The 23,556-nt window shown below is 68.0% G+C and carries 27 protein-coding genes and 7 pseudogenes; 21 read left to right on the forward strand and 13 right to left on the reverse strand.

The genetic code is table 11. The features are described 5' to 3' along the window. The first annotated feature begins 136 nt into the window (after positions 1-136). Both G7085_RS09655 and G7085_RS09660 read left to right on the forward strand, forming a co-directional pair. Entirely contained in the window at positions 137-388 is a 252-nt protein-coding gene (locus tag G7085_RS09655) for a hypothetical protein (protein WP_197510794.1), read from the forward strand. Next, positions 385-930 carry a COX15/CtaA family protein gene (locus tag G7085_RS09660; protein WP_231979381.1) on the forward strand — a complete coding sequence of 182 codons (546 nt, stop codon included), beginning with the start codon at positions 385-387 and terminating at the stop codon, positions 928-930. The genes G7085_RS09655 and G7085_RS09660 overlap by 4 nt, the downstream gene beginning before the upstream one ends. Before the next feature lie 69 nt (positions 931-999). On the opposite strand, the gene G7085_RS09665 is transcribed toward G7085_RS09660, so the two are convergent. From G7085_RS09665 to G7085_RS09680, 4 genes and pseudogenes are all read right to left on the reverse strand, one after another. Continuing rightward, positions 1,000-1,164 (reverse strand): CBS domain-containing protein, encoded by a 165-nt coding sequence (locus G7085_RS09665; protein ID WP_197510796.1) that lies wholly within the window; start codon positions 1,162-1,164, stop codon positions 1,000-1,002. Then, complete coding sequence (locus G7085_RS09670; RefSeq protein WP_197512835.1) at positions 1,161-1,991, reverse strand: CNNM domain-containing protein; 831 nt, start codon at positions 1,989-1,991, stop codon at positions 1,161-1,163. Before G7085_RS09670 ends, G7085_RS09665 begins: the two co-directional genes overlap by 4 nt. A gap of 31 nt (positions 1,992-2,022) precedes the next feature. Continuing rightward, complete coding sequence (locus G7085_RS09675) at positions 2,023-2,691, reverse strand: transporter associated domain-containing protein (protein ID WP_197510797.1); 669 nt, start codon at positions 2,689-2,691, stop codon at positions 2,023-2,025. After that, positions 2,661-3,370: pseudogene (locus tag G7085_RS09680) on the reverse strand (CNNM domain-containing protein). Before G7085_RS09680 ends, G7085_RS09675 begins: the two are co-directional and overlap by 31 nt. Positions 3,371-3,539: 169 nt before the next feature. Between G7085_RS09680 and G7085_RS34670 the strand changes: the two are divergent. Beyond that, positions 3,540-5,080 (forward strand): annotated as a pseudogene (locus G7085_RS34670) (ribose-phosphate diphosphokinase). Here the strand turns inward: G7085_RS34670 and G7085_RS09705 are convergent. The 5 genes and pseudogenes from G7085_RS09705 to G7085_RS09725 form a co-directional block, all read right to left on the reverse strand. Further along, the gene (locus G7085_RS09705; RefSeq protein WP_197510802.1) at positions 5,025-5,228 is read right to left on the reverse strand and encodes a hypothetical protein; all 204 of its coding nucleotides are present in this window, start codon (positions 5,226-5,228) and stop codon (positions 5,025-5,027) included. The pseudogene G7085_RS34670 and the gene G7085_RS09705 sit on opposite strands and share 56 nt — an antisense overlap. Positions 5,229-5,296: 68 nt before the next feature. After that, the gene (locus G7085_RS09710) at positions 5,297-5,695 is read right to left on the reverse strand and encodes an MFS transporter (RefSeq protein ID WP_197510803.1); all 399 of its coding nucleotides are present in this window, start codon (positions 5,693-5,695) and stop codon (positions 5,297-5,299) included. Beyond that, entirely contained in the window at positions 5,578-5,853 is a 276-nt protein-coding gene (locus tag G7085_RS09715) for a hypothetical protein (protein ID WP_197510804.1), read from the reverse strand. Before G7085_RS09715 ends, G7085_RS09710 begins: the two co-directional genes overlap by 118 nt. 271 nt (positions 5,854-6,124) lie before the next feature. Then, a pseudogene (locus tag G7085_RS34675) lies at positions 6,125-7,164 on the reverse strand (NAD(P)-dependent alcohol dehydrogenase). A 97-nt stretch (positions 7,165-7,261) separates the two neighbouring features. Next, complete coding sequence (locus G7085_RS09725) at positions 7,262-7,987, reverse strand: hypothetical protein (protein WP_197510805.1); 726 nt, start codon at positions 7,985-7,987, stop codon at positions 7,262-7,264. 427 nt (positions 7,988-8,414) lie between these two features. Here G7085_RS09725 and G7085_RS09730 point away from each other — a divergent pair, with 427 nt between their 5' ends. Both G7085_RS09730 and G7085_RS30055 read left to right on the forward strand, forming a co-directional pair. Then, positions 8,415-8,927: an SAF domain-containing protein gene (locus G7085_RS09730; RefSeq protein WP_197510806.1), complete on the forward strand. Its 513-nt coding sequence runs from the start codon at positions 8,415-8,417 to the stop codon at positions 8,925-8,927. Next, on the forward strand, positions 8,924-9,055 hold the full coding sequence (locus G7085_RS30055) for a hypothetical protein (RefSeq protein WP_269451825.1): 132 nt from the start codon (positions 8,924-8,926) through the stop codon (positions 9,053-9,055). Before G7085_RS09730 ends, G7085_RS30055 begins: the two co-directional genes overlap by 4 nt. On the opposite strand, the gene G7085_RS09735 is transcribed toward G7085_RS30055, so the two are convergent. Next, positions 9,036-9,551 (reverse strand): hypothetical protein, encoded by a 516-nt coding sequence (locus tag G7085_RS09735; RefSeq protein WP_197510807.1) that lies wholly within the window; start codon positions 9,549-9,551, stop codon positions 9,036-9,038. The genes G7085_RS30055 and G7085_RS09735 overlap by 20 nt on opposite strands. Positions 9,552-10,059: 508 nt before the next feature. On the opposite strand from G7085_RS09735, the pseudogene G7085_RS09740 reads away from it, so the two are divergent. The 14 genes and pseudogenes from G7085_RS09740 to G7085_RS09805 form a co-directional block, all read left to right on the forward strand. Further along, positions 10,060-10,921, forward strand: a pseudogene (locus tag G7085_RS09740) (CpaF family protein); the annotation flags it as partial. A gap of 924 nt (positions 10,922-11,845) precedes the next feature. Then, positions 11,846-12,220 (forward strand): hypothetical protein, encoded by a 375-nt coding sequence (locus G7085_RS09745; protein ID WP_197510808.1) that lies wholly within the window; start codon positions 11,846-11,848, stop codon positions 12,218-12,220. A 186-nt stretch (positions 12,221-12,406) separates the two neighbouring features. Beyond that, on the forward strand, positions 12,407-12,685 hold the full coding sequence (locus G7085_RS09750; RefSeq protein ID WP_197510809.1) for a hypothetical protein: 279 nt from the start codon (positions 12,407-12,409) through the stop codon (positions 12,683-12,685). Positions 12,686-12,771: 86 nt separating this feature from the next. Next, positions 12,772-13,026: a hypothetical protein gene (locus tag G7085_RS09755; RefSeq protein ID WP_197510810.1), complete on the forward strand. Its 255-nt coding sequence runs from the start codon at positions 12,772-12,774 to the stop codon at positions 13,024-13,026. A 130-nt stretch (positions 13,027-13,156) separates the two neighbouring features. Further along, on the forward strand, positions 13,157-13,348 hold the full coding sequence (locus tag G7085_RS09760) for a DUF5906 domain-containing protein (protein ID WP_197510811.1): 192 nt from the start codon (positions 13,157-13,159) through the stop codon (positions 13,346-13,348). Continuing rightward, on the forward strand, positions 13,345-13,749 hold the full coding sequence (locus tag G7085_RS09765) for a hypothetical protein (protein WP_197510812.1): 405 nt from the start codon (positions 13,345-13,347) through the stop codon (positions 13,747-13,749). The genes G7085_RS09760 and G7085_RS09765 overlap by 4 nt, the downstream gene beginning before the upstream one ends. A 12-nt stretch (positions 13,750-13,761) precedes the next feature. Then, on the forward strand, positions 13,762-13,911 hold the full coding sequence (locus G7085_RS09770; protein WP_197510813.1) for a hypothetical protein: 150 nt from the start codon (positions 13,762-13,764) through the stop codon (positions 13,909-13,911). Positions 13,912-14,052: 141 nt separating this feature from the next. Next, positions 14,053-14,403: a hypothetical protein gene (locus tag G7085_RS09775; RefSeq protein ID WP_197510814.1), complete on the forward strand. Its 351-nt coding sequence runs from the start codon at positions 14,053-14,055 to the stop codon at positions 14,401-14,403. A 16-nt stretch (positions 14,404-14,419) separates the two neighbouring features. Further along, positions 14,420-14,881, forward strand: a complete 462-nt coding sequence (locus G7085_RS09780; RefSeq protein ID WP_197510815.1) for a hypothetical protein — start codon at positions 14,420-14,422, stop codon at positions 14,879-14,881. A 294-nt stretch (positions 14,882-15,175) separates the two neighbouring features. Beyond that, positions 15,176-15,775: a hypothetical protein gene (locus G7085_RS09785; RefSeq protein WP_197510816.1), complete on the forward strand. Its 600-nt coding sequence runs from the start codon at positions 15,176-15,178 to the stop codon at positions 15,773-15,775. 267 nt (positions 15,776-16,042) lie between these two features. Next, complete coding sequence (locus G7085_RS09790; RefSeq protein ID WP_197510817.1) at positions 16,043-16,495, forward strand: MobC family plasmid mobilization relaxosome protein; 453 nt, start codon at positions 16,043-16,045, stop codon at positions 16,493-16,495. Positions 16,496-16,821: 326 nt separating this feature from the next. Then, positions 16,822-17,205 (forward strand): relaxase/mobilization nuclease domain-containing protein, encoded by a 384-nt coding sequence (locus tag G7085_RS09795; protein WP_197510818.1) that lies wholly within the window; start codon positions 16,822-16,824, stop codon positions 17,203-17,205. Next, complete coding sequence (locus G7085_RS09800; RefSeq protein WP_231979387.1) at positions 17,202-17,981, forward strand: hypothetical protein; 780 nt, start codon at positions 17,202-17,204, stop codon at positions 17,979-17,981. The genes G7085_RS09795 and G7085_RS09800 overlap by 4 nt, the downstream gene beginning before the upstream one ends. Before the next feature lie 268 nt (positions 17,982-18,249). After that, positions 18,250-18,633 (forward strand): hypothetical protein, encoded by a 384-nt coding sequence (locus tag G7085_RS09805; protein WP_197510820.1) that lies wholly within the window; start codon positions 18,250-18,252, stop codon positions 18,631-18,633. A gap of 229 nt (positions 18,634-18,862) precedes the next feature. Here the strand turns inward: G7085_RS09805 and G7085_RS09810 are convergent. From G7085_RS09810 to G7085_RS09825, 3 genes and pseudogenes are all read right to left on the reverse strand, one after another. Further along, positions 18,863-19,615 (reverse strand): annotated as a pseudogene (locus tag G7085_RS09810) (DUF4192 family protein); the annotation flags it as partial. A 186-nt stretch (positions 19,616-19,801) separates the two neighbouring features. Next, positions 19,802-21,129, reverse strand: a pseudogene (locus G7085_RS32450) (DNA-processing protein DprA). Positions 21,130-21,390: 261 nt separating this feature from the next. Continuing rightward, entirely contained in the window at positions 21,391-21,597 is a 207-nt protein-coding gene (locus G7085_RS09825) for a hypothetical protein (protein WP_197510823.1), read from the reverse strand. Positions 21,598-21,973: 376 nt separating this feature from the next. Between G7085_RS09825 and G7085_RS25355 the strand changes: the two are divergent. Together G7085_RS25355 and G7085_RS09845 are read left to right on the forward strand one after the other, a co-directional pair. After that, positions 21,974-23,331, forward strand: a pseudogene (locus G7085_RS25355) (type I restriction-modification system subunit M). Then, entirely contained in the window at positions 23,324-23,530 is a 207-nt protein-coding gene (locus tag G7085_RS09845; RefSeq protein ID WP_197510827.1) for a hypothetical protein, read from the forward strand. The pseudogene G7085_RS25355 and the gene G7085_RS09845 overlap by 8 nt, the downstream one beginning before the upstream one ends. Positions 23,531-23,556 lie beyond the last annotated feature (26 nt).

A 23,556-nucleotide genomic window follows, 5' to 3' on the forward strand; every position in this document is an offset into this window, starting at 1 on the left:
GACGGCCACCGCGGGCTGATTGGATGAAGCCGTCGTCTCCCGGAGGTTCCTCCATGCCCAGTTCCACGGTCGCCCACCGCCGCGTGACGCGGTGGGCCAACATCGCAATCTTCATCACGGTGCTGCTCGGGGCATCGTGTGCGCCACCGACTCAAGCTCGACGTGCCCGGCGTGGCCGGTCTGCTACGCCGACCAGGTCGGCCCCGACCTGGCTCCTGGCTGGCTGGAGAACCCGATCATCGAGTTCGTACACCGCTTCATCAGCTTCTCCGGGCTCGTGCTGCTCGGGGTCTCCGGCTGCCTGGGCCGCCGCTCCCCGACGCCCGGCTGCGCGTCCTCCCGTGGGTCGCGCTCGGCTGCGCGATCGGGTCGGCCGTGTTCGGGATGATGATCATCCTCTTCACGCTGCCGCTCGCGCTCGGCCTCCTCGACCTGCTGTTCGCACTCATCGCGATGGCGCTGATCGCCGTCACGGACGCCGCGCTCCGCAGGAAGCATCCTTCCTCCGAGGCCGCGGCCCCACGGCGTCTGGCAGGCGTCACGCTCATCCTGCTGTTCGCGATGCACCTGCTGGGCAGCATCGTCGCAGGCACGACCACCGCAGGCACCGGGTCCTTCACCCGCTGCCTCAGCTGGCCGCTGTGGGAGCTGCACGACATAGACCGCTTCCCGGCCCTGCAGATGCTGCGCATCGCGATGGCAGTGATGGCGATCGTCCTGATCGCCGCCCTCGTCGTGCTGTCGGCACGGAGGCCCGCACTGCGGCCCCTGCCCTCCTCGTCACCGCAGCGCTGCTCGTCGAACTCACGCTCGGCGTCGTCATCACCATCGGCGGGCTCGCACCGACTCAGACCAACGGCATCGACGCGACGATCGCCGTCAGCTACTCGGCCGCGGCGGTCGCGCTCATGTGGTCGCTCGCATGGCTGATGGGTCGCACATTCCCGGCGGCCAGCGCGGACGCACCGGTCCCGTTGACGGTCGGTCAGGCCTCCTGAGTCAGTCGCCCGCCTTCAGCATCGCCGACGGCATCAGGCCGGGCAGCACGTCCTCCAGCGTGATGACGCCCACCTCCCTCTCGCCGTCGGTGACGATGGCGAGTTGGGTGCGCTCCTTGCGGATCAGCGCCACCGCCGCGGCGAGACCGGTATCCGCGTCGATCACGACCGGGGTCGCGCCAACGACATCGCGGGCGTCGCCGGATCCTCGACGGCGAGCGTGTCGCGCACGTGCACCACACCGACGGTGTGTCCGGCCTCGCGCACCAGCACCCGCAGATGCCTGGTGTAGCGGGTGACCTCCTGCACGGCGGTGATGGTCGCATCGACCGGCACCTCGGAGAGCTGCTGGTCCATGTCGACCACCTCGCGCACCTTGGTGGTGCGCAGCGTCAGCACCTGTTCGAGCGACCCGGTGTAGCGCGAGTCGAGTGCCCCGACGTTGGCGGAGTGCTCGACGAGGTGCCGGAGCCCAGCCGCGTCCTGGCCGTGGTCCAGTTCGCTGACCGGTTCCGCGCCCGCCCTGCGCACCAGCCAGTTCGCCGATGCGTTCATGGCCTTCAGGATCGGGCGGGTCAGCCACATGTACCCGCGCAACGGCAGCGCGAGCAGCACGGACGAGTCCTCGGGGTGTGCGATGGCCCACGACTTCGGCGCCATCTCCCCGATCACCAGGTGCAGGAACGTGACGATGATCAGTGCCAGCACGAACGCCACGACGTCGGCCGCCGCGGGCGGGAGCCCCAACTCCAGCAGGGGCATCAGCGCATGGTGCACCGCCGGCTTGGTGATGGCTCCGAGGGCGAGGGTGCAGATCGTGATGCCCAACTGGGCGCCGGCGAGCACCAGCGTCAGCTCTGCCGAGTTCTTCAGCGCCGCCCGGCCCGCGGCCGTGTCGGCCCGGCGTTCGAGGCGGTGCTGCTTGGCCGCCATCAGGGCGAACTCGGAGGCGACGAAGAAGGCGCTGAGGAAGATGATGACTACGGTCCACAGCGTGACGGTCCAGCCGTTGGTCTCGAGGGGATCATGCCTCGGCCTCCCCGTCCTCCGGGGCGATCTCGATGCGGACCCGCGAGGGTACGTGCCGTTCGATCTCCTGCACCTCGAACGCGACGATGGTGGCGGGCAGGTCCTCGTGCAGGGTGCGCTCGCCGAGCGTCGGCTCTAGGCGAAGGGTGATGACGTCGCCCGCCGCAGGGAGGTCGCCCACCTCGTGGATCAGCAGCCCCGACAGGGTCTCGTAGTCGCCCTCTGGCAGCCGATGCCCGATGAGCTGCTCCAGATCGTCCAACGGCATGTCGCCGCGGACGACGTGGATGTCGTCGAAGGGGTTGGTGTCGAGGTCGTGCTCGTCGACGAGGTCGCCCACGATCTCCTCAACGAGGTCCTCGACCGTCACGATGCCGACGAAGGCACCGAACTCGTCGAGCACGCAGGCCAGTTCCTCACCCGCGTCACGCAGCACCTCCTGTGCGTCGGGCAGCGACATGAACGTCGGCAGGAAGAGTGAGTCGCGGGCGATGGTGGTGACGGGGCGCCACAGGTCGGTGTGTTGGTCGAGCACGTCGATGAGGTGGACGACGCCCAGCACGTCGTTGTTCTCCGCGATGACGGGGTAGCGGGTGTGGCCGGTGGCCATCATCTCCCGCACCTGCGCGATCGTCATCGAGTCACGGACGGTGCCGACGCGCACCCGGGCACCATCGCGTGCTCGACGTCGCGGCGGGGAAAGTCGATGATCCGGTCGATGACCAGCCCGATCTCGTCGGGCAGCGTGCCCGCCGCGCGGGAGTCGGCGACGACCCGCTCCAGGTCGGTGGCGGTGACGGCCGACTCGACGTCGTGCACCGGCTCGATGTGGAGGAGGCGCAGCAGCAGTTCAGCTGCCTTGTCGAACACCCAGATGACGGGGCCGAAGACCTTCAGGTAGACCCGGGTCGACGGCGTCAGGGCGCCCGCGACCTCACCGGGACGGGAGATCGCGTAGTTTTTCGGGAACAGCTCGCCGAACAGCATCTGGACGAGCGTCGAGAAGGCCAGCGCGACGAAGCCGCCGATGCCGACGGAGACCGCCGTCAGCGCCCCACCCGACAGCATCGAGCCGAGCGCCTGCCCGATCAGTGGCTCGGCTACGTAGCCCACGAGCAGGCCGGTGACGGTGATGCCGAGCTGGGCCCCGACAGCATGAACGAGGTGCGGCGGGTGATGTCCAGGGTGGCAGCGGCGCGTCTGTCACCGTCAGCCGCGCGGCTGCTGAGCCGAGACCGGTCGACCGCGACGAACGCGAACTCCTGCGCAACAAAGTAGGCGGTGGCTGCCGTGATCAGCAGCACGACCCCGATCCCGACCAGCAGCGAGACTATCGGGCTCACGAGGTGACCTCAGGATGACAAATGCGTTTATGACTCTCCGAGTCAGTGTTTGGCATGCGCACAAGTATTGCAGGTGTGTGGCCAATCAGCCCACGTTGAAGCCGGGGCTCTCCGGCGGCCGCCGGTGGTCGGTAGGCTGAGCGTCAATTCCCAGGGAAAGGGCACCCACGTGAAGGGCATCGTCGTCTTCTCCGGCTCGGCACATCCGGCTCTCGCCGACGAGATCTGCTCCCACCTCGGCATCGAACGCTCCGGCGTGAAGATCTCACGCTTCTCCAACGACTGCCTCCAGGCGCAGCTGCTCGACAACTGCAGGCAGCGTGACGTGTACATCGTGCAGCCGCTGGTGCCGCCGACGCAGGAGCACCTGATGGAGCTGCTCCTCATGATCGACGCGGCGCGCGGGCCTCGGCCAACCAGATCACCGCGGTGATGCCGCATTACGCCTACGCCCGCTCCGACAAGAAGGACGCGTCGCGCATCTCGCTCGGCGGGCGGTTGGTGGCCGACATGTTGTCGACGGCGGGCGTCGACCGCGTCCTGACGATGGCGCTGCACGCACCCCAGGTGCACGGCTTCTTCTCGGTGCCGGTCGACCACCTCACCGCGCTGGGTGTCATCGCCGACCACTACCGGGGCCGCGACCTCACCAACCACGTCGTCGTCTCCCCCGACCTCGGCAACGCGAAGCAGGCGACGCTGCTGGCGCGTCTGCTCGGCGTGCCCGTCGCGGCCGGCTCCAAGCAGCGCCTCGCCGACGACCGGGTTGTGATCGACAGCATCGTCGGCGACGTCGCGGGCAGGAAGGCGATCGTGCTGGACGATGAGATCGCCACCGGCGGGTCGATCATGGAGATCATCAACCGCCTGGGCGACTTCGGCTGCGACGAGGTGTCGGTTGCCTGCACGCACGGACTCTTCACGGGCAACGCGGTGCAGAAGCTGACGTCGTCGGACCGGATCACGGAGGTCGTGTCGACAAACACCGTCCCGGCGCCGGCCGAGTTCACCGGGCTGACGCAGTTGAGCGTTGCCGGGTTGTTCGCCGAGGCGATCGACCGGATCCACAGCGGCCGGTCGGTGAGCAAGCTGTTCAACGGGGTCGACCCGTCGCACGCACCGCCGCCGGAGGCCCTGAGGGCCTCTTCTGACGGCGCCGTGGGTGGGGAGGGTTCAGCGCCCCCGCCGCCCGCGGATCCGGTCGACGACCTCGCGCCAGGACGGCACGACGACGCCCTCGGCGGCCATCATGCGTCGCAGCCGGGCGCGGCTGAGCAGCATTCCGCCGATGCCGACCGCGAAGAATGGCGCCTGGAGCATCCACCCCCACCGCAGCTGATCGGCCGTGTACTCCTGCCCACCGGCGATACGGTCGAGGAAGATGCCCATCAGCAGGATCAGCAGGGTACCGCCGGTGAAGCCGCCCGCGATCACGATGCCGTTGGCCGCGCCCAGCCTGGTCGCGGGCAGGTTCGTGCGGGGAAGTCGAAGCCGATGCCGGTGCCGGGCCCGTTGACGGCGATCACCACCACGAGCAGGAACAGCAGCGGGGCCGGCGCCTCACCGGGCCAGAGGAGCACCGCCGCCCACACCACGATCATGGCCCCGATCAGCAGCAGTGCCAGGTTGCTGCGGCGGAGCGGGTGTCGCGCCGTCAGCGCACCGACGATGGGGCCGCGACCATGGAGGCAACGGACAGGACGACGATGAGTCCCGACGCCTCCCACTGCTCCAGGCCCTGTCCGATGATCAGGAACGGCATGCCCCACATGAACACGAAGGCGTTGAAGGAGAAGCCGGAGGTGAAGTGGATCCAGAATCCCAGTTGCGTGGCGGGGTGGGTCGTGACGCGCAGCATCCGGCGTGGGATCTCCCGCAGCGGGTCGACGACGACCGCGGACGGCTGGCCCTCCGGGGCGTTGCGGATCAGGGCGAAGGCGCCTCCCGCCCTACCAGGCAGAGCGATGCGGCGATCAGCAGCCCGTCGCGCCAGCCGAGCCCGTGGATCAACGGCAGCACGATGCCCACCGCGGCGATCTGGCCCAGCGATGAGCAGATGCCGGTGATCTGGGTGAGCAGCGGCACCCGTTTCGGCTCGAACCAGCGGGGCAGCAGCCGCAGCACGGAGTTGAAGAGGGCCGCGTCACCGAACCCGAGGAGGATCCTCGCAGCGTAGGCGAGCGGAAGTTGGTCGGCCAGCGCGAGGGTTACCTGCCCGAGCCCGACCACGATCGAGCCTCCGGTGATGAGGGCGCGGGAGCCGAACCGGTCGAGCAGCAGCCCGACGGGTACCTGGGCGATGGCGTAGGTGGCCAGTTGCAGCACCACGAAGGTCGAGATGACGCCGGGGTGGTGTTGAAGTGCTCGGCCGCCTCGAGCCCGGCGACACCGAGCGCAGTGCGGTGCATGACCACGATCGCGTATGCGAGGATGCCGACGCCCCACACGATCCACGCCGTGCGTCCGTAGCCGTTCGTGCTCACTTATCGCCTCCGCGGCAACCTTAAACCCCGCCACGTCGGGAGGGGCGATCCCCGTCTCGTGCCGGGTCGGACGGCGGGTCGGTCGGGCTGGGTCAGCGTCCGGTCGGCGGTCGGCCGCTGGGGTCGGCCCGGTTGCCGGGATGCGTGCGGGCCGACCCGGCCGGCCGCAGGACAGTGGACGCTGCCTGCTGGAACTATCCTCGCATGGCGAGCGAAACCCCAGTGGAGGGGTGTGGCCTCTCCACTGGGGCGGTGTGCTACCGGGCTCCGCCTAGATGGTCGAGGCGTCGATCACGTAGCGGTACCGGACCTTGGAGGCGATGACATTCTCGTAGGCCTCGTTGATCTGGTCGGCGGGATCACCTCGATGATCGGGCGCAGGTCGTGCTCCGCGCAGAAGTCGAGCATGGCCTGGGTCTCGGCGATGCCGCCGATGTTCGACCCTGCGAGAACCCGGGCCTGCCCGGTCAGCACCCCACGTCGAGGGTGGTCGGGTGCTCGGGAGGCCGACGTTGACGAGCACGCCGTGCGCCTTGAGGAGCTTCAGGATGGCGTCGAAGTCGATGCCGTCGGAGATGGTGGAGAGGATCACGTCGAACGAGCCGCGCAGCTTCTTCATGGCGTCCGGGTCCTGCGTCGACACGTAGTCGGTGGCCCCAGCTTGAGCCCGTCCTCCCGCTTGGCGAGGGTGCGGCCCAACACGATGGTCTCGGCGCCCATGGCTGCGGCGAACTGGACACCCATGTGTCCGAGGCCGCCCATGCCGACGATGCCGACGCGCTTGCCCGGGCCGGCGCCCAGCGCTTGAGGGGTTGTAGGTGGTGATGCCCGCACACATCAGCGGTGCGGCATGTTCGAGGCTCATGCCCTCGGGCACGCGCATCAGGTAGTCCTGCTCGACGGTGATGCCCTTCGAGTAGCCACCGGCGGTGGGAGGCCGTCGCGGCCGACGCCGTTGTAGGTCCACACGGTGCCGGGACGGCTGGTGCAGAACTGCTCCTCACCCTGGCGGCAGGAGTCGCACTCCCGGCAGGAGTCGACGAAGCAGCCGACGCCGACGCGGTCGCCGATCTTGAACCTGGTCACCTCGGAGCCGACCTTGCTGACCGTTCCTGCGATCTCGTGGCCCGCCACGAACGGGTAGGTGACGGGGCCCCACTCGCCGCGGACGGTGTGGATGTCGGAGTGGCAGATGCCTGCATAGGCGATGTCGAAGAACACCTCCGTCGGCCCGGGTTCGCGCCGGGTGATGGTGGTGGGCTCGTACCGACCGGTGGGCGAGTCGATGGCGTAGGCGGCGACCTCAGGCATTGCTACCTCCATGGAGCAGATGTGCGTTCAACCGCACCATATCGCTCCGCCGCCGGTTGCCCGAACTCCCCTGTGGAAGCCGCGCTCCCGGGGCAGGTCACTCGCCGCTGAGGCCCTCGAGCCAGTCGGCGGTCGGCTCCGCTCCGGGCATGGGCGCCTCGGCGTCGGCGGACGGCACGGTGCAGTCGGGCTTCTGCCCTGCGGCGGGGCCGAACTCCTTGCCGCCGAAGACGTACGTCTTCGCGTACTGGTAGTAGGCGTCGTACCTGCCCGTGTCGTAGGGGTTGTCGAGGGCGCAGCGGCCGACGTAGTAGCCGACGACGTCCGCGAAGGTCTCGGTGACGCTGCGGCCCGCGTAGTCGGAGAAGCGGCCCTGCTTGGCGTACAGCTTCTCGAAGGTCGTCCAGTACTCCGGATCCTCGTAGCGGTCAGAGTTGAGCACGTGCGCCAGTTCGTGTGCGACGAGGCGGGTCAGTCGGCCTTCATCGCCGGAGTCGAGTGCCTTCTGGAACTTGGAGAAGTCGAAGGTGACGTAGCTGCCCTTGGTGAGGCTCCAGTCACCCCACGCGTAGCCACTGATGCGGGCTGCGTTGAAGCCGACGTTGCCGTTGACCTTGGACTGGAGGTCGGCGCGGTAGGTGGTGCACTCCATCGCGTCGAGGGTCTGCCAGAGGATCTTGATCGAGGGGCGACGCTCCTCGGTCCACTGCGAGCCGGTGAGCTTGAAGCCGAAGTTCTCGGTGATGCCCGCCTTGAGCTGCTCGATGGACGCGCCCTCCGGGAAGGGGACGGTCGAGGCACAGGGCGTCGGGATGCCCGTCACGGGGCGACCGGCGTCGGGGCCAGTGGGAGCGCAGATGCGGAGGTGGAAACCACCGATGCCACGGCCACGGCCAAGCCGATTGCCGTCGCGGCGATCCATTTGCGCACAGAGCACTCCCTACAACTTGTCGTACCGACCAACCAAGAATCTCTCAGGAATCTCAGGAAGTCAAAACCTGTGTCCACCACACGCGCGGGACGGACGGCCCGTCGCCGTCGACTTATCCACCTGTCCGCGGACACCTGCCCTGTAGTCGGCACCCGCAAGCACCCGAAACCTGCCGTCGAGCACAGGTGCCGAGGAACAGCGGTGGTATCCGCCGCAGGTTCGTAACCCGGACCCGCCGCGAGGTTTCCACAGATTTCCACGTTCGCCTCCACTCCTCCCTCTACAGGTTTGAATGAAGCCCCACGGGAGGGAGGCACCGATGCACAGCCCACAGAGACCGACGAAACCGGACCTGACACCGCCCTCCGCCCCACGCCCGGACGCCGTCGCGCTCCGTGCGCGACGCAGCCCGAAGCTCGTGGCGCTCGGGGTGCTGCTCGTGGCCCTCGGCGGGATCGGCGCAGCCGCCCTGTTCACCATGAACGCCAACCAGGAGGCGGTCATCGTGATGGCGGCCGATGTCCGCAGGGGCGAGGTCGTCGAACAGTCAGACCTCACCGTGGTCGAGGTGCCCGACACGCTCACCGTCGAGCGGCTCCCCTCCACCGACCTGGACCGGCTGATCGGCCACCGCGCCCTGAGCGACCTGCCCAGCGGGTCGTTCCCCCTGGCGCGGCACGTCGGCACCGATCCGCTGCCCGACGGCCAGACCCTCGTGGGGCTCCGCCTTCCGTTGGGAAGGCTCCCCACTCCGACATCCCGCTGGCCACGAAGGTGCGCATCGTCGGCCTCGCAGAAGGCGACACCACCGCCGTCACCGCGAACACCATGAGCCTCCCGACGCTGCTCGACGACGGCGTCACCTACGCGCTCGATGTGGCGGTCACCGACTCCGAGGCCGACGCGGTGGCCCGCCTCGCCGCCACCGATCAGGTCGCCGTCATCGTGGTCGGTGCGTGATGGCTGTCATCCTGCTGACCTCCGCCACAGGGTCACCCGGCGTGACGACGACCGCGCTCGGGCTCGCCCTCACCTGGCCCGTCACGTGCTCCTTGCCGACTGCGACCGTGATCCGGGCCAGGCCGTGCAGGCCGGCTATCTGCGCGGGATGGACCATGGCGGCCGGGGCCTGGTCTCCCTCGCGCACCTGCACCGCGAGGGCGGCGCGCTCGCCCCGGAGCTGTGGCGGCAGACGCTCCCGCTGACCCAACCAGGCGACCCGCAACGCAGGCTGCTGCCCGGATTCAGTTCGGCCGGCTCGTCGCGGCTGTTCGAGCACATCTGGTCGAGCCTCGGTGAAGCGTTCGCCATGCTGGATGGGCAGGGCGCCGACGTGATCGTCGACGCGGGCCGCATCTCTGTCAGTGGGCTTCCCCTCGGCATGCTCGCGACGGCAGATGTCGTGCTTGTGTGCGTGCGTTCCACCCTCCGCTCGCTCGCCGCTGCCAGGATCCACCTCCTGACCTTGGAGGACCAACTCCGCAGCCTCACGACGCAGCCGCCCTGGGCCTGGCCGTGGTCGGCCCCGGCCGCCCGTACGCCACCGGTGAGATCGCGGCGCAGTTCGGCATCCCGGCCTGGGTCGAGCAGGGTGGGACCCCCGCTCGGCCGCCGTCCTCAGCGACGGCGACCCGGAGCCGCGACGCTTCCGCTCCGGGCGCTTCATGGGTGCCTTCCGCTCGGAGGCCCACGGGCTCGCCGACCGGGTCCGGAGGACGCGGGACCAGCTGGCCGCCGTCGCGGAGCCGGTCCGGTGAGCATCGGGGGCTTCCTTCGCTGGCCGGGGCGCTCGGCCAGCTGGGCGTCGTGCGCGATCCCGGCGTCCTCGGCCCACAGGGCCCACCCACCTGCGCGTCGAGGTCCCCTCCGCCATCGACTGGCCGGTGGTGGTCGGGATGCGGCGCGAGGCTGCCGAGGAGATCGCGTCGGAGTCGGCGAGGTGGCTCGCATCGAAGGGCCACCCCATGCCGGAGGCCGACAGACGCGCCAAGGGCCGGGCCGTCATCCGCACGATCGTGCATGAGAGGGCCAAGAGCCTCGGCGAGTCGGGGAAGGCGCTGTGGCCCATCGACCTGGAGACCCGCTACGCCGACGTGGTTGAGAACGCGATCTTCGGATACGGCCGTCTCCAGCCGCTCTTCGAGATCCCGACCGCGGAGAACATCGAGATCAACGGCTGTGACTCAGTGCATGTGCAGTACCCCGACGGGCGGCGCGAGCCCCATCCCCCGATCGCCGACACCGATGAGGAACTCGTGGAGGCGATCCGGTTCCTGGGTGAGACCGCCACCCCGCCAGGCCGTTCGACGATCTCCACCCCACGATGACACTCGCGCTCGGCGACCGCTACCGCCTCCACGCCATCGGGTTCGGCCTGTCGTTCCGGCCCAGCGTCGTCATCCGACAGCATCTCCTCACCGACGTCACGCTCGCCGATCTCGCCGAGGACGGCATGCTCCCCAGCGCGTCGCCCGCATGCTCCAGGCCGCGGTGATGGGCCGCAAGTCCATCGTGATCTCCGGCGACCAGGGCGCCGGGAAGACCACCCTCCTGCGGGCTCTGATCGCCGCGATCCACCCCACTGAACGGTTCGGCACCCTGGAGACCGACTACGAACTCCTCACCCATCTGCTCGCCCACCGCAGCAACGTCCTGGCGCTGCAGGCCCGGATCGGGATGGGCGAGCAGTCCGCTGCTGGAAGCGTCGGCTCATACACGGTCGCCGACCTCATCCCGGAGGCGCTGCGTCAGAACCTCACGCGGCTGGTGGTCGGCGAGGTCCGTGGCGCCGAGGCTGGAGCGATGTTCGAGGCGATGCAGTCCGGAGACTGAATAGGCAAGTTAGCACCATGGTGACCAACCGACAGTAACGGGGCCGACGAGGAGGACACTATTCCCGCGCGGCTACCACGGTCAGGTGGACGGGGTTGATGATGACTGCGCAATCGGCTCCCGCAGCAGCGTCCCGCTCAGCCAGGCTTACACACCAGGTCCGCGACACGTTGCCACGGGATGCGGGAGGTACTCGTTGCTTGCAGCACGCCCGGCCAGAGTTATCGCAGTTCTCGCAGTTTTCTCTGGCCGATCGCAGTTTTGAAATGCAAAACTGCGATAGCTTTCCGAGCTACCAAGTCCTGTTTGACTAGGGGTTTTCTCCTATATACTTCAAGATTCAATCTAATATCGCAGTTCTCGCAGTTTTCTACAGGTTACGCACGCGCACGCGCACGCGCACGCGCACACGCACGCGCGCACAAGCAGTAACTCGGGAAAAACTGCGAGAACTGCGATCGCGCCATCTTCGAGGACAAAGCCCCTGATCGGAGCACCAATCGTGCTATCGCAGTTTCAGTTTGCGAACTGCGATAACTGATTCAGAACTGCGAGAACTGCGATAACTGCGGCGTCACCGCACGGAGCCGGAGGTCATCGGTCGCCCCGCATCACCCGTCGCCGTGCCCGCTACCTCGCGGAAGCCCTCTCGATCGTCTCCGATGAAGGCGACTAGTCATGAGGTTGACCGGCCTGCTAGGATCGCCTCAGACATCAGAAACGGCGAATCGCACCGTCAGTAAGGTAACCGGCGTTGATGGGAGTGGGGTCGAGCCCGCCCGGAGTCGAGGAGACCGATTTGAACCTCTGGGTAACCAGGGGAGCGCCGTAGGAGGGCAACCGCCCTCCGCCCGCCGGCGGCGGGCCAACCCTCCCGGGATAGAGGAGCCCGATCCGGGGTCGCGAAAGGCGACCCTGATGACGGCGACCCAGCCGACCCAACCGACCCGGGTTGAGCATCTCGATCCAGCACACTTCGACCTCAACCAGCAGTACCCGATCCGGCACTACGTCGCGCACGGGATCGGGTCCGACGCAACCTTCCGGCGTCACCTCCGGTCCGGTGCCCTCCCCCACGAGTGGGACCGCGGGCGGATGGTGATGTTCCCCGCGGACGTGATGCGGGCGCTCCACCCCAGGCAGAACCCCAGCAACGACGAGCTGCAGGCCTGGGTCGAGGCGAAGGCCGCCGAGGCCCCGCCGATTACGTCCGAGCAGGCCGAGCTGGCGGCTCGCGTGATGGGCGCAGCGCTGCGGCAGCGCGTCGCTGAGTTGGGCGGTGCAACGGGATGAGTGCACAAGAAAACCCCCGGCGGGCAACCGAGGGGTCATCGAAGAGTTTGTCGGCTCTGAGGTCCATGATACCGGATCCACCCGTGACGACAAGCCCCAGCAAGCCTCCGCAATCCCTGCGGGGGCGCTAGGACCCAGAACGACATCATCGCCCAGGCCACGGCCGACTACATCGCGGGCCTGGACGTGGATGATCCTCCTCCGCCTCGTCAGATCGAGCGCGAACTCCTCGCGGCCACCAACTTCGCCTTCGGCTTGCAGAATGCCTCCCGCAAGGGTGACAACAAGATCTCGTTGCTGAAGACATTGACCTTCTCCCAGGTCGCCCAGCTGATGATCCACCTGCACCGCGTGGTCGCAGTGGCGCCCTCGGGAAGAACTCCGATCCCGACTACGACCTGCTCGCCGTCTACTGCCCCGCCGGCGATGACGAGGGCATCTACCTCACCAGCGAGAGGGACCTGAGGAAGGTCGCCCGGGCCTACAACCGGGAGATCACCATCAACCTCGCGAACGAGGTCTTCGCCGTCCTGCGCGAGGAGGCACCCCGGGTGCACCGCTGTTCTGACCGCGACCTGATCGCCGTGAACAACGGGATCTTCAACTACGCCACCAAGCAGCTCGAACCCTTCACCCCCGAGCATGTCTTCTTGTCGAAGTCGTCGGTCGACTACGACCCTGCTGCCATCTCGCCGGTGATCGATACTCCCGACGGGGACACCTGGGAGGTCGAGGAGTGGATGGCCAGTCTCTCCGACGACCCGAGATCGTCGAGTTGCTCTGGGAGGTCTGCGGTGCGGTGGTGAGGCCGCACGTGCGCTGGAACAAGTCGGCCTGGCTGTATGCAGACAAGGGCAACAACGGCAAGGGATCCCTGGTCGAGCTGATGCGCAACCTGTGTGGCCCTCGGCGCACACCTCCATCCCGCTGACCGAGATGGGCAAGGACTTCATGCTGGAGCCGCTCACTCGGGCCTCGGCGATCATCGTCGACGAGAACGACGTCGGGCAGTACATCGACAAGGCCGCCAACCTCAAGGCGATCATCACCAATGACGTGATCATGATCAACCGCAAGCACAAGTACCCCATCAGCTACCAGTTCTGGGCTTCATGGTGCAGTGCTTGAACGAATTCCCTCGCGTCAAGGACAAGTCCGACTCGTTCTACCGCAGGCAGTTGTTCATCCCCTTCGAGAAGTGTTTCACCGGTGTGGAGCGTCGCTACATCAAGGATGACTACCTCTCCCGTCCCGACGTGCTGCGCTACGTGCTGAAGCGAATTCTGCACATGGACTACTACGTGCTCTCCGAGCCCGAGGCCACCCAGCAGGTGCTGCGCGAGTACAAGGAGTACAACGACCCGGTACGCAACTTCTGGGGCGATCACCGCGATCTGTTCAAGTGGGACCTGCTGCCCTTCCCGTTCGTCTACGACATGTTCCGCAGCTGGTTCCCCGAACCAACCCTCCGGGTCGGCGGTGGGACGCAACGTCTTCATCAACGACCTGCGGCGGATCGTGACCGATGACCCGAGTGGGCTGTGGCTGACAACTCAGTGGCCAGCAAGGGCCGGATGGACGACCCCGAGCACCTGATCGCCACCTACGAGATGAGGTCCTGGTACAACCCGGCCTACGCCGCCCCAAGAGCGGACCACCCGGCCTCGACCGGTTGTGCACCCCTGTGTTGAACCCGTCCTATCGCGGACTGGTTCGTGTTGCGCCGCTGGCTGGGCCGGGAGGCGACGATGAGTGACCAACAAGACCGGGCCCGTCGAACGGGCCGCCCAAACGACTGGGGATGGGCTCCCGGCCAACGAGAGGAGTCATCCATGAACGACAAGGCATTGACGGAGTTCACCAGCCACATCACGGGCAAGAACGCCAAGGTCCGGCTCTGGCCGGACCGCATCGAGTGGGAGCTAGTGGGCCGCATGAGCACCGGCGCGAAGGCCGTGCTCGGCGCGGCCACGATGGGCATGTCGCTGCTCGCGACGGGGGTCCGCGGGAAGCGTGAGACCAACATGATCCTGGTCCGCTCGATCACCGGCGTCACGACCCGCAAGTCGGGCCTGATGCAGAACGAGGTCGTGGTCTCGACCCCGGCCGGGACCGTCGACTTCCGCTGTTCGACGTCGGAGGCAGCCGAGTTCAAGCGCCAGCTCCTGGCGCTGATCGGCTAGGCGGGAGGAGCTGGAGATGGGATTCCTGATCACTGTCGCCGTGATCGCGGTGATCGTGCTGCCGATCATCTTCGTCGGCGCCGTGGGCAGCTCGCTCAACTCTGACAAGAACCTCCGTGCACGGCTGCCGGAGATCTTCGACGAGTTGTTCGACGGTACCGACATCGTCACCTACAACGTGCCGATCGCGGTACAGGTGGGCGAGGTCATCGAGGCGGGTCGGGAGCGCGGCTACGTGTTCCGGCAGAGCGTCGACGGGCCAACTGGGACGCCGACGCTGTTGTTCGACAAGGACCCCGCAGCGTGGGCCGCGAAGCGTGCCCAGACTGGTCCGCCACCGTGGACCGGGAAGGGGCCCGGGCCGACGCCGAAGGGTCCGGCCAAGCCTCGTGCCAAGGGGCTGAAGGGCATGGAGCAGCGGATGCTGGAGGTCGAGCGTGAGTGGGCCAAGGCGAACCCCGGCTGGCCCGGGGACTGAAGATCGGACTGGTCAGCCTGCTGTGCCTGGGCGGCGTCGTGTCCTGCGTGTCGTGGGCCAACTCGGGGTCGGGGGCGGCAACAGCAGCACCTCCCGAGTCCTGCGTGAGTCCACCGCTGAGGTGGCCTGTGAGCGAGTGGTCCGCGAGAACCTCGGGGTTCGTCTGAGGTTCAAGCAGGGTGCGAACTGGGAGATCGACGGGGTTGGGCAATCAACGGTCGAGCCACTGGCGAGGGGTCAACTTCGGCTACTCGTGCGAGGTCACCGGCCCCGAGGGAGCGCATCGCGTCGAGATTGTCTCGCTGGGGTGAGGCCGACGACGACTACCCGCCCACACCCGGAGATGGGCACCGGGCCATCAACCAGAACCAACAACAGGAGGTATCAACCATGACATCTACGACCATGAGCAAGCGCCAGCGGAGGGCGCAGCAGCTCGCTGATCTCGTCGCCGAGCGCAAGGCGATGGAGGCTGAGCTGGCCGCCAGGAAGCGCGCGATCGAAGCCGAGGAGGCGGCCGACGAGAAGGCCGTCGACGAGGCGCTGAAGTACGCGAGCCGCGCCCGGTGTGCTGCCGTCGAGGAGCTGTACGAGGTGCTCGGTATCGAGGAGGACGTCGCCGTGACGACGACCAAGGACGGGACCGTGCGACGCACCCGCAGGGACCGCGACGAGACCCAGCGCGCAGCGCGCCTGGTCGAGGCCGTTGTGGCTCTGGTCTCCTCGCGCGACGACGCTGCCGAGCCGGTCGAGGCGGGGATCGAGCTGCCCCGGGAGGCCACCGACGACGCCGATCCCGAGGACGCCGAGGGTGATGGCGAGGACGCTGAGGAGGACGCTGAGGAGGACGCTGAGGACCCGCACGAGCGGGGCTACCAGCCGTTCGACCGGTAGCCGAGATGGCCCACTCGAACCCGGTTCCGCGGATGCGGGGCCGGGTTCCTCATTGCCCTGGGAGGGGACCCGGCGGAGCCGGGAGGGCGGAGCCCTCACCCCGAGGAGGCGCAGCCGACGAGCGGCAAGCACAACTGGGAGGGGTTTGCGGAGCAAACGCCCGTACAGTTGAACTGCTTGCCGTAACTCAGTTGTCCGGTATCCTGAATGCAGCGAAGCTCATGGGACCGAAGCAGCCAACTGAGTTACCGAGGGGAGGTCGAACGCATGACGACGAAGCCAGACGAGGCGCAGCCGAGACGGCGAGGAGGCAGGCGGGCGATCTACCCGAAGCGGGTCGAACTCAGGATGACGCAGGAATCGTTCGACCTCGCCGAGGAGTCCGCGAAGCGGGCGACCGAGGCGACGGGCCGCACCGTCACCGTCTCGGACGTCATCCGCGCAGCGGTGACCGACGGGTGCGCGCGGCTGGCGAGGGAGCAGGCGCAGCCGGTTGCCCCGAGCAGTGTGGAGCCGTGGATGCTGGACGCGCTCGTCGAGGGGATTCAAGATATTCGCACCGAGGCCAGACGGATCGGCCACAACGTCAACCAGCAGACGAGGGTCGCGCACGCAACGGGCCAGCCGACCGATGACCTCGACGAGGTCAAGGCACAGCTCGCGGACATCGACGCGAAGCTCGTGAGGCTGGCGGCGACCATCGCGGGCGTGGACGGTTGAGCTGATGAGGTCCCTTGCAGCGATCGTGGTGACCAGCCCGACGAGGAACTCGGCGAGGCTGGTCGCGTACGTGCTGACCGAGAAGAAGGGTCAGGCCCAAGGTGATCGGTTCGTCGCCGCGAGTGGCATCAACGGTGCGATCCCGGAGTTCGCCGAGAAGCAGTTCCGGGACAACCGGAAGCGTTGGGCGAAGGACGGCACGAGGACCGTCAAGGTGCGCTCGGGTACCGACGCGACCACCGGTGAGCCGCTCTACCGGGACGCCACCGAGGGTGCCTACGTTCAGGCGTATCACGTCATCCAGTCCTTCGCCCGGGACGGTGAGGGTGCCCTCGATCCGAGGATCCCAGGCGTGGGAAGAGGCGCACCAGCTCGGCCAGGAGTTCGCCCGGGAGCTGGCCGGACGGGGTCGTCGTGCGATCGTGGTCACGCAGATCGACGGGAGCACCGGCTGCGTGCACAACCACATCGTGCTCGACAGCATCGACCGGACGACCGGCAAGAGCTTCGCGTCGTCGAACGTGAAGCACTCCGTGCTGGCTGGCACCCACGACGCGCTGCTGACCAAGCATGGCTACGAGCAGATCAACGAGCGCCACTCGACGGGCTGGAGGCTGCAGGAGAAGAGCGAGGAGCGCGGCCTGGTGAAGCATCGGGAGTGGCGGGCCAGTGATCGTTCCGGGTCGAGCCGTTCAGCGTGGCGGTGTTGAAGGGCCGCATCCAGGCTGTGCTCGGCGACACCAGCTACGCCGACTTCGACGGCTACGCCGAGGCGCTGGCCAAGGTCGGCGTCCAGGTCGAGAAGCGTGGTGAGAAGGGTCGCGGGCTCACTTACGAGATGCTGTGCGAGGGCCCGGATGGTGAGTACGTCAGGTCGAGCCCGAGCCGCCGACGACGGGCTGGAAGGCTTGGGAGGTTCGCGATGCTGGACGCGGTCGAGCAGGCCCTGGCGCGCAACGTGGAGCTGGCGCGCGAGCAGCAGCAGACCGCGAAGCCGGCACGGCCGATGACGATGGCGCAAATGATCGCGGCGATGGATGATCTGGATGCTGTCATGGCCGAGCAGCGGGCCAACACCATCGCGGCGTACCTGGACGATCAGGCACGCGAGCGCCGGACGAGGGAGATGCTGGCCGAGGCCCTACGGGCCGAGGTGGAGGTGTCCGACGAGACCGTCGAGGAGACCACTATCGACCGCATGGCCCTCGCCGAGCAGGTGTGCCTGGACGCCTCGGAGCTGCGTCGGTGGAACCTCCGGAGCCCCGATCGGTACGAGATGCGACTTCGCGGGATGGCCGACCAGGACGTCGAGGACGCGATCCGCGCGTGGTACGACCTCGACCAACCGGAGACTACCTGGGAGCGCGAGCGGGAGGCCCAGCATGGCGCGCCGGCTACCGCCGGCACGGCTCCGGGGTCGGCCCCGGCTACCGCCGGCTCCTCCCCGAGATGGCTGCCCCGCTCGCCGACCCGGTGGTCGAGATGAAGGCCCCCGAGCCCGAGACGACGGTGACCGTCGAGACGCCGCAGGTCGTGCGAGAGGCTGCGGAACCGCAGGCCGAGGAGACGGTCGAGGACAAGGCCGAGGTGCGCGCGCCGGCTACCGCCGGCTCGACGCCGGACCCGCGCCGGCTACCGCCGGCACCGGGCCCGAGGTGTCCCCGACCTCCGGGGAGCGGGACGTCACGCCCTACCGGTCGCGTGTACGGAGCCGGAAGCCGACGCGCGAACGCGAGGAGCCGGCGTGGGACCAGATGGTTGCGATTGACGAGCGTTGGCAGGCGCAGTTGGCCGACGGCCAGGCTGTCGACGGCGGGCTGGTGAAGGGCCTGAGGGTGAGCACGTTGCAGCGCTACGAGGAGGACCTCGACCCGGCGGTTGCGTACGAACTCTGGCGGCGAGCGGCGAAGCTGGCCGAGGCGAAGAGGGTCCGCGAGATTCGGCAGAACGAGGAGTTGGCCGCGGCGATGCGCGCCGAGGTCGACGCCGGCGACCTCGCCTGGAGCGGCGAGCCGACGACCCTGGAGGACCTGAAGGTGGTGGCCACCAGGGGGCTGACGTCGCGGGAGAAGGCGCTCAAGCAGTTCAACGAGCCCGTCCTCGAGACGCGTCCCGAGGACGGCGAGCTGGAGCACTGACGCCAGACGGAGACCCCGCCCCAACGGGGCGGGGCCATGGCTCATCGCCTCGACGAGACCGTCGCCATGAGGCGATCGAGCTGATCTCGGATCGACATCAGACGCTCGAACTCGGTGTCGTTCAGCACGTCCGATCCAGTGCACGGAGCGGTCGTGTCGCACAACCCGTCAAGGATCAGCACTACCACTCCCAACGTGCCCAACACGCGACCCTTCTCTTCAGCGCGGGTCATGCCGGAACACCCGGCTCCAGGCGCATCGCGAAGTCGTCCCACAACAGCGGTGGGAGGCACTCCACCACCGCGTGGTTGAGCACCCGCAGCATTGGGTGGTCGCGGTCCAGCTCGGTGAGCTGGTCGATGCAAGCGTTGACCAGCGCCCCCTCCCCGGCCGCCCACGCGGCGCAGCCGGCGGCCACCAGCGGCAGGACAGCGACGGGTCCCTCGGAGGCGCGGACGACCTCGGCCCAGTACGCGAGCCACATCTTTGAGTTCGTTGTGCGGATGCGAGCGAGGACGGGCTCGACGGCGGAGTGGTCCATGCCGAGCGCGGCGATCCGGCCGAGGTTGACTGGCTGGCCTGCCTCCCACTGGTCGAGGGCCTCCACGACGGCCCGGACGATGCCGGAGCCGGACATGTGGGCCATCTCCGCTTGGGTGCTGGCGAAGGCCTCGTCGAAGCCTTCCGGGAGGGCCCCGGAGCCGGCTTCGAGCTGCGCGACGATCTCGGATCGGGAAGCGGCGAGCACGTTCCCGTTGTAGATGCGTTGGCAGCTGATCGGGTCGCTGGCGACCTCGTCGAGGCTGCCGCTCTGGCCGGAGACAAGCGAGGTGTAGCTTTCGGCTCCCACCATGACGTGCTCCAGCAGCTCGACACCCTGGCTGGCGAGGTGGGCCACCAGACGCTCGATGAGCGGTAGGTGGCGTGGATCGGGCTGGTAGCTGACGACGATGAAGCCGTTGGCCCGGTCTGTGCCACAGCTCGCGACATCTGGTGGTCGAGCTTGACGTCGGTGAGGCCGTCGAGATCGGTCCGTGCGGTGATTCTGACGATGTGGTCTTGCAGGAGGCTCACGACGGCGCTACGGCTCGGCCGGAAGCCGAGCTGGAACTCGTTGAGGGCGATGAGGCTGGCGCCGTTGGTGGCGCGCAGTGCGGGTACGGTCATGTCAGTTCTCCTCGGTGGTTATGGCAGTGCAGTCGACGAGGACGTCGTGGGTGGACGTGACGAGCCGGGCCCGGCCGTCACGGATGAGCTGGTGGGGAAGCTGCGAGGTGGCGCTGGTCACCGGCCCGGGCACGGCGAACAGCCCGCGGCCGAGGTTCTCCGCCCAGGTGGCCGACCAGCCAGCGTTGGAGCGCCTCGCGGCCTCGACGACGACCGTGCCGCAGGCCAGGGCTGCCAGCAGGCGAGCCGAGGCCAGGAAGCCGGCCCGTGACGGCGGTGTGCCGGGCGGCTGCTCGGCAACCACGGTGCCGCGCTCCTTGGCGGTGGCCACGAGGGACTCCGATGCCCGCGGGTAGACCGCGTCGATCCCGAGGCCAGCACGACGAGCGCGTTGCCGCCGGCGGCCAGGGTGCCGCGCAGGGCCGCGGTCGGGATCCCGTAGGACGAGGTGGTCACGACCGAGTGGCCGCGCTCGGCCAGCTCGGCAGCCATCTCGCGGGCGACGTTGTCGCCGTAGGCGGTCGAGGCCCGCGACCCGGTGATCGCCACCGGCTCGTTGGCGGCCAGCAGGGACTCCCCGGCCAGCCACAGGCCCAGCGGCGCCCAGGGGCCGCCCAGGTGAGGTGCATCGAGCTCATCGAGGGCGACTGGCCACTCCTCGTCGCCGGGGACGACGAAGCGCGCGCCAGCGCGCTCGGTGCCCACCAGGACAGCGTCGATGTCGAGGTGCCGGGCCTTGTGGCCGGCTCCGGTGTCCTGGGCCATCAGCCGCAGCCAGCCCTCCACCGGGCCGCGCTCGGCGGCCACCCGGGCCACCTCGGAATCGTAGGGACGGGCGACACAAGCCAGCGCCAGGCGGGCGGTGCGCTCGGTGAGTACGGGGCGGAGACAGGCATGAGCCCTCCTTCGGGACGGACGGGGCGCGCGGATCGACACCCTCGGTCGCGCCCCCGGCCGGGCTCCGCCCGGCGAGGCCCACCACCTGCAAACGCAAGACCCCGCGGCGCTGGGCCACGGGGTCTGGTGGGGTCGCTCAGGCCGGCTGGGCGGCCTTCTGGCGGCGCTGGCGGCCTTGGGAGCCGGCTGCGCCTCCTCGGTCGGCTCGGGCGCCGTGGCGGCCTCAGAGGCCTGCTGAGCCTCGCGCAGGCGGCGGGCCAGCCGATCCAGGGTCACCGCACGCGATTCGAGCGGGTTGGCCGACTCGATCCTCAGGTACTGCTTGTAGATGATCTCGCCGGTGGCCGGGTGCGGGTATTCCTCCGAGCGCATGGTGTACGCGAACTGGACGAGGTCGCCCTGGTGGAGGTAGTCGAAGATGCCCAGGCCCATGGTCTGGGCCGAGACGAAGGTCTCCAGCGAGATGCGGTCGGAGTCACGCTGCCCGGCGCGGTTCTTGAAGTTCCGCCGCGTGTAGATGGTGACGAAGACCTTCTTGCTGCCGTCCTCGTTGGTGAAGGAGATCGGGTCAGCGGCGAGGTGGCCGGTGATCGAGCCGTTGTTCGCGGGTTGGTCATGATTGCGCTCCTCGTGGTCGAAGGTTCTGTGTCGATGGTTGTCCCGGACCAGCACTGCTGGTCCCCTACTGTCCTGTCAGGCCGAGTTCGATGGCGTGTGAGGTGAGCAGACGCCACAACGGGATCCTGGGCTGATCAGGCGCTCGATGTGGCCCGAGGCGCTGTAGGCGACGAGCCGCGCGCGCGAGATCGTGTCGTCGCGGTCGACGATCGCCTCGGCGTAGACGCCAGGGCCACCGGTGGACAAGGTGATCCGCACGGCCCGCAACGGAACCGCTTCCATGACCGACTGCCAGATCGCTGTGCCTGGGTCTTGGAGTTCGCCGGAGCCGTCGTCGTAGGGCGGCACTCATCCATGGCGGCGATCAGCTCAGCCCAGACCTCCTCGGTTCTGTCGAGCTGGTGTTCAAGGTAGGTCTGGTCGTCGGACATGGTTGAGCCCTCCTGCTCTCGTGTGAGTTCAGAAGGGCTCCCGGCACAGCTTCAGCTGTGCTGCTGCGGCGCTGCAGGTGCGCTGTCGCTGCCTGCCATGTCTCGGTTTGTATCAGCCACTGATACACTCCGAAGCAGTGCGAGGCATGGTCCGCTCCACTGTCAGTGGCAACTGGCAGGATCAGCTCTGAAGTTGGCCAGGTACGAGGAAGGTCGCGGTTCGAGGTATGAACGAAGAAGAAGCAAGGGCGATCGCGCGCGGTCTGATCCCAGGCAATGCGAGTCCCGTGACGCTGTCCGAGCTGGAGAGCTACCTGGCCGAGGCTGCAAACCTGTTGCGGGGATCGATCGACCAAGCCGACTTCAAGGCGTACATCTTCCCGTTGATGTTCTTCAAGCGGATCAGCGACGTGTACCTGGAGGAGTACGGAGAGGCCTTGGCCGACTCCGGTGGCGACCACGAGTTCGCATCGTTTAGGGAGAACCATCGTTTCGCCATCCCGGAGGGCTGCTTGTGGGACGACGTGCGGGCGCGGACCGAGAACATCGGAACAGCGCTGCAGACGGCGTTCCGGGAGATCGAGAAGGCGAATCCCGAGACGCTGTACGGCATCTTCGGCCACGCGAGCTGGACCAACAAGGACAAGCTGTCCGACGCCAAGCTGGCCGCCCTCATCGAGCACTTCTCCACCAAGGCGCTGACCAATGCAGCGGTCGCCCCGGACGTGTTCGGCAATGCCTACGAGTACCTGATCAAGCGGTTCGCTGACCAGTCGAACAAGAAGGCCGGGGAGTACTACACCCCGCGTTCGGTCGTCGGGCTGCTGGTCGACATGCTCGACCCCGGGAGGGTGAGACGGTCTACGACCCCGCTTGCGGCACCGGCGGCATGCTCATCGAGGTCATCGAACACGTCAAGCGTGCCGGCGGCAACGCGAGGCGGCTGTGGGGCAAGCTGTACGGCCAGGAGAAGGTCTTGGCCACCTCGGGCATCGCCCGGATGAACCTGCTGCTGCACGGCGTGGAGGACTTCCACATCGCCCGCGAGGACACGTTGCGCACACCGGCGTTCTACACCGGCAACCGACTGGCCCAGTTCGACTGCGTGGTCGCGAACCCACCTTCTCGCTCAAGAAGTGGGGCGACGTCGAGTGGACCACCGACCCGTGGGGTCGCAACAAGCTGGGTGGCGTCCCGCCGAAGGGCTATGCCGACTGGGCGTGGGTCCAGCACATGATCACCTCGGCGCGGCCAGGTGTGGGCCGCATCGCCGTGGTGCTCCCCAGGGGCGTTGTTCCGACAGGGCGCGGAGGCCCGTATCCGGGAGCACGTGCTCAAGGCGGACCTCATCGAGGCTGTGATCGGCTTGGCCCCTAACTTGTTTTACGGCACGGGGCTGGCCGCCTGCGTCTTGGTGCTTCGCACCGAGAAGGCCCGTGAGAAGAGCGGCAAGATCTTGTTCATCAACGGTGAGTCGTTGTTCAAGCGAGGCCGGAACCAGAACACCTTGGAGCCCGAGCACGCGAGGGCGCTGCTGGAGACTTACCAGGGTTCTCCGACGTCGAGGGTTGGCACACGTGGCTGACCTGGGCGAGATCGAGGCCAACAGCTTCAACCTGAACATCCCGCTGTACGTCGCGCCCGTCGACGACGGCGAGCAGATCACACTCAGCGACGCGCTGGCAGAACTGGAATCAGCGCATGCCGCGGTGAACGAGACCAGAGCCGCGCTGGAGGCCGAGCTGGCGAAGTGGGGCCTCGGCTTGGAAGGAGCCAACGCATGAGCGAGCGCATCACCCAGCGCGAGCTG

Origin of the sequence: Tessaracoccus coleopterorum (assembly GCF_011174705.1) — a bacterium.
In the GTDB taxonomy this organism is placed as follows: domain Bacteria; phylum Actinomycetota; class Actinomycetes; order Propionibacteriales; family Propionibacteriaceae; genus Arachnia; species Arachnia coleopterorum.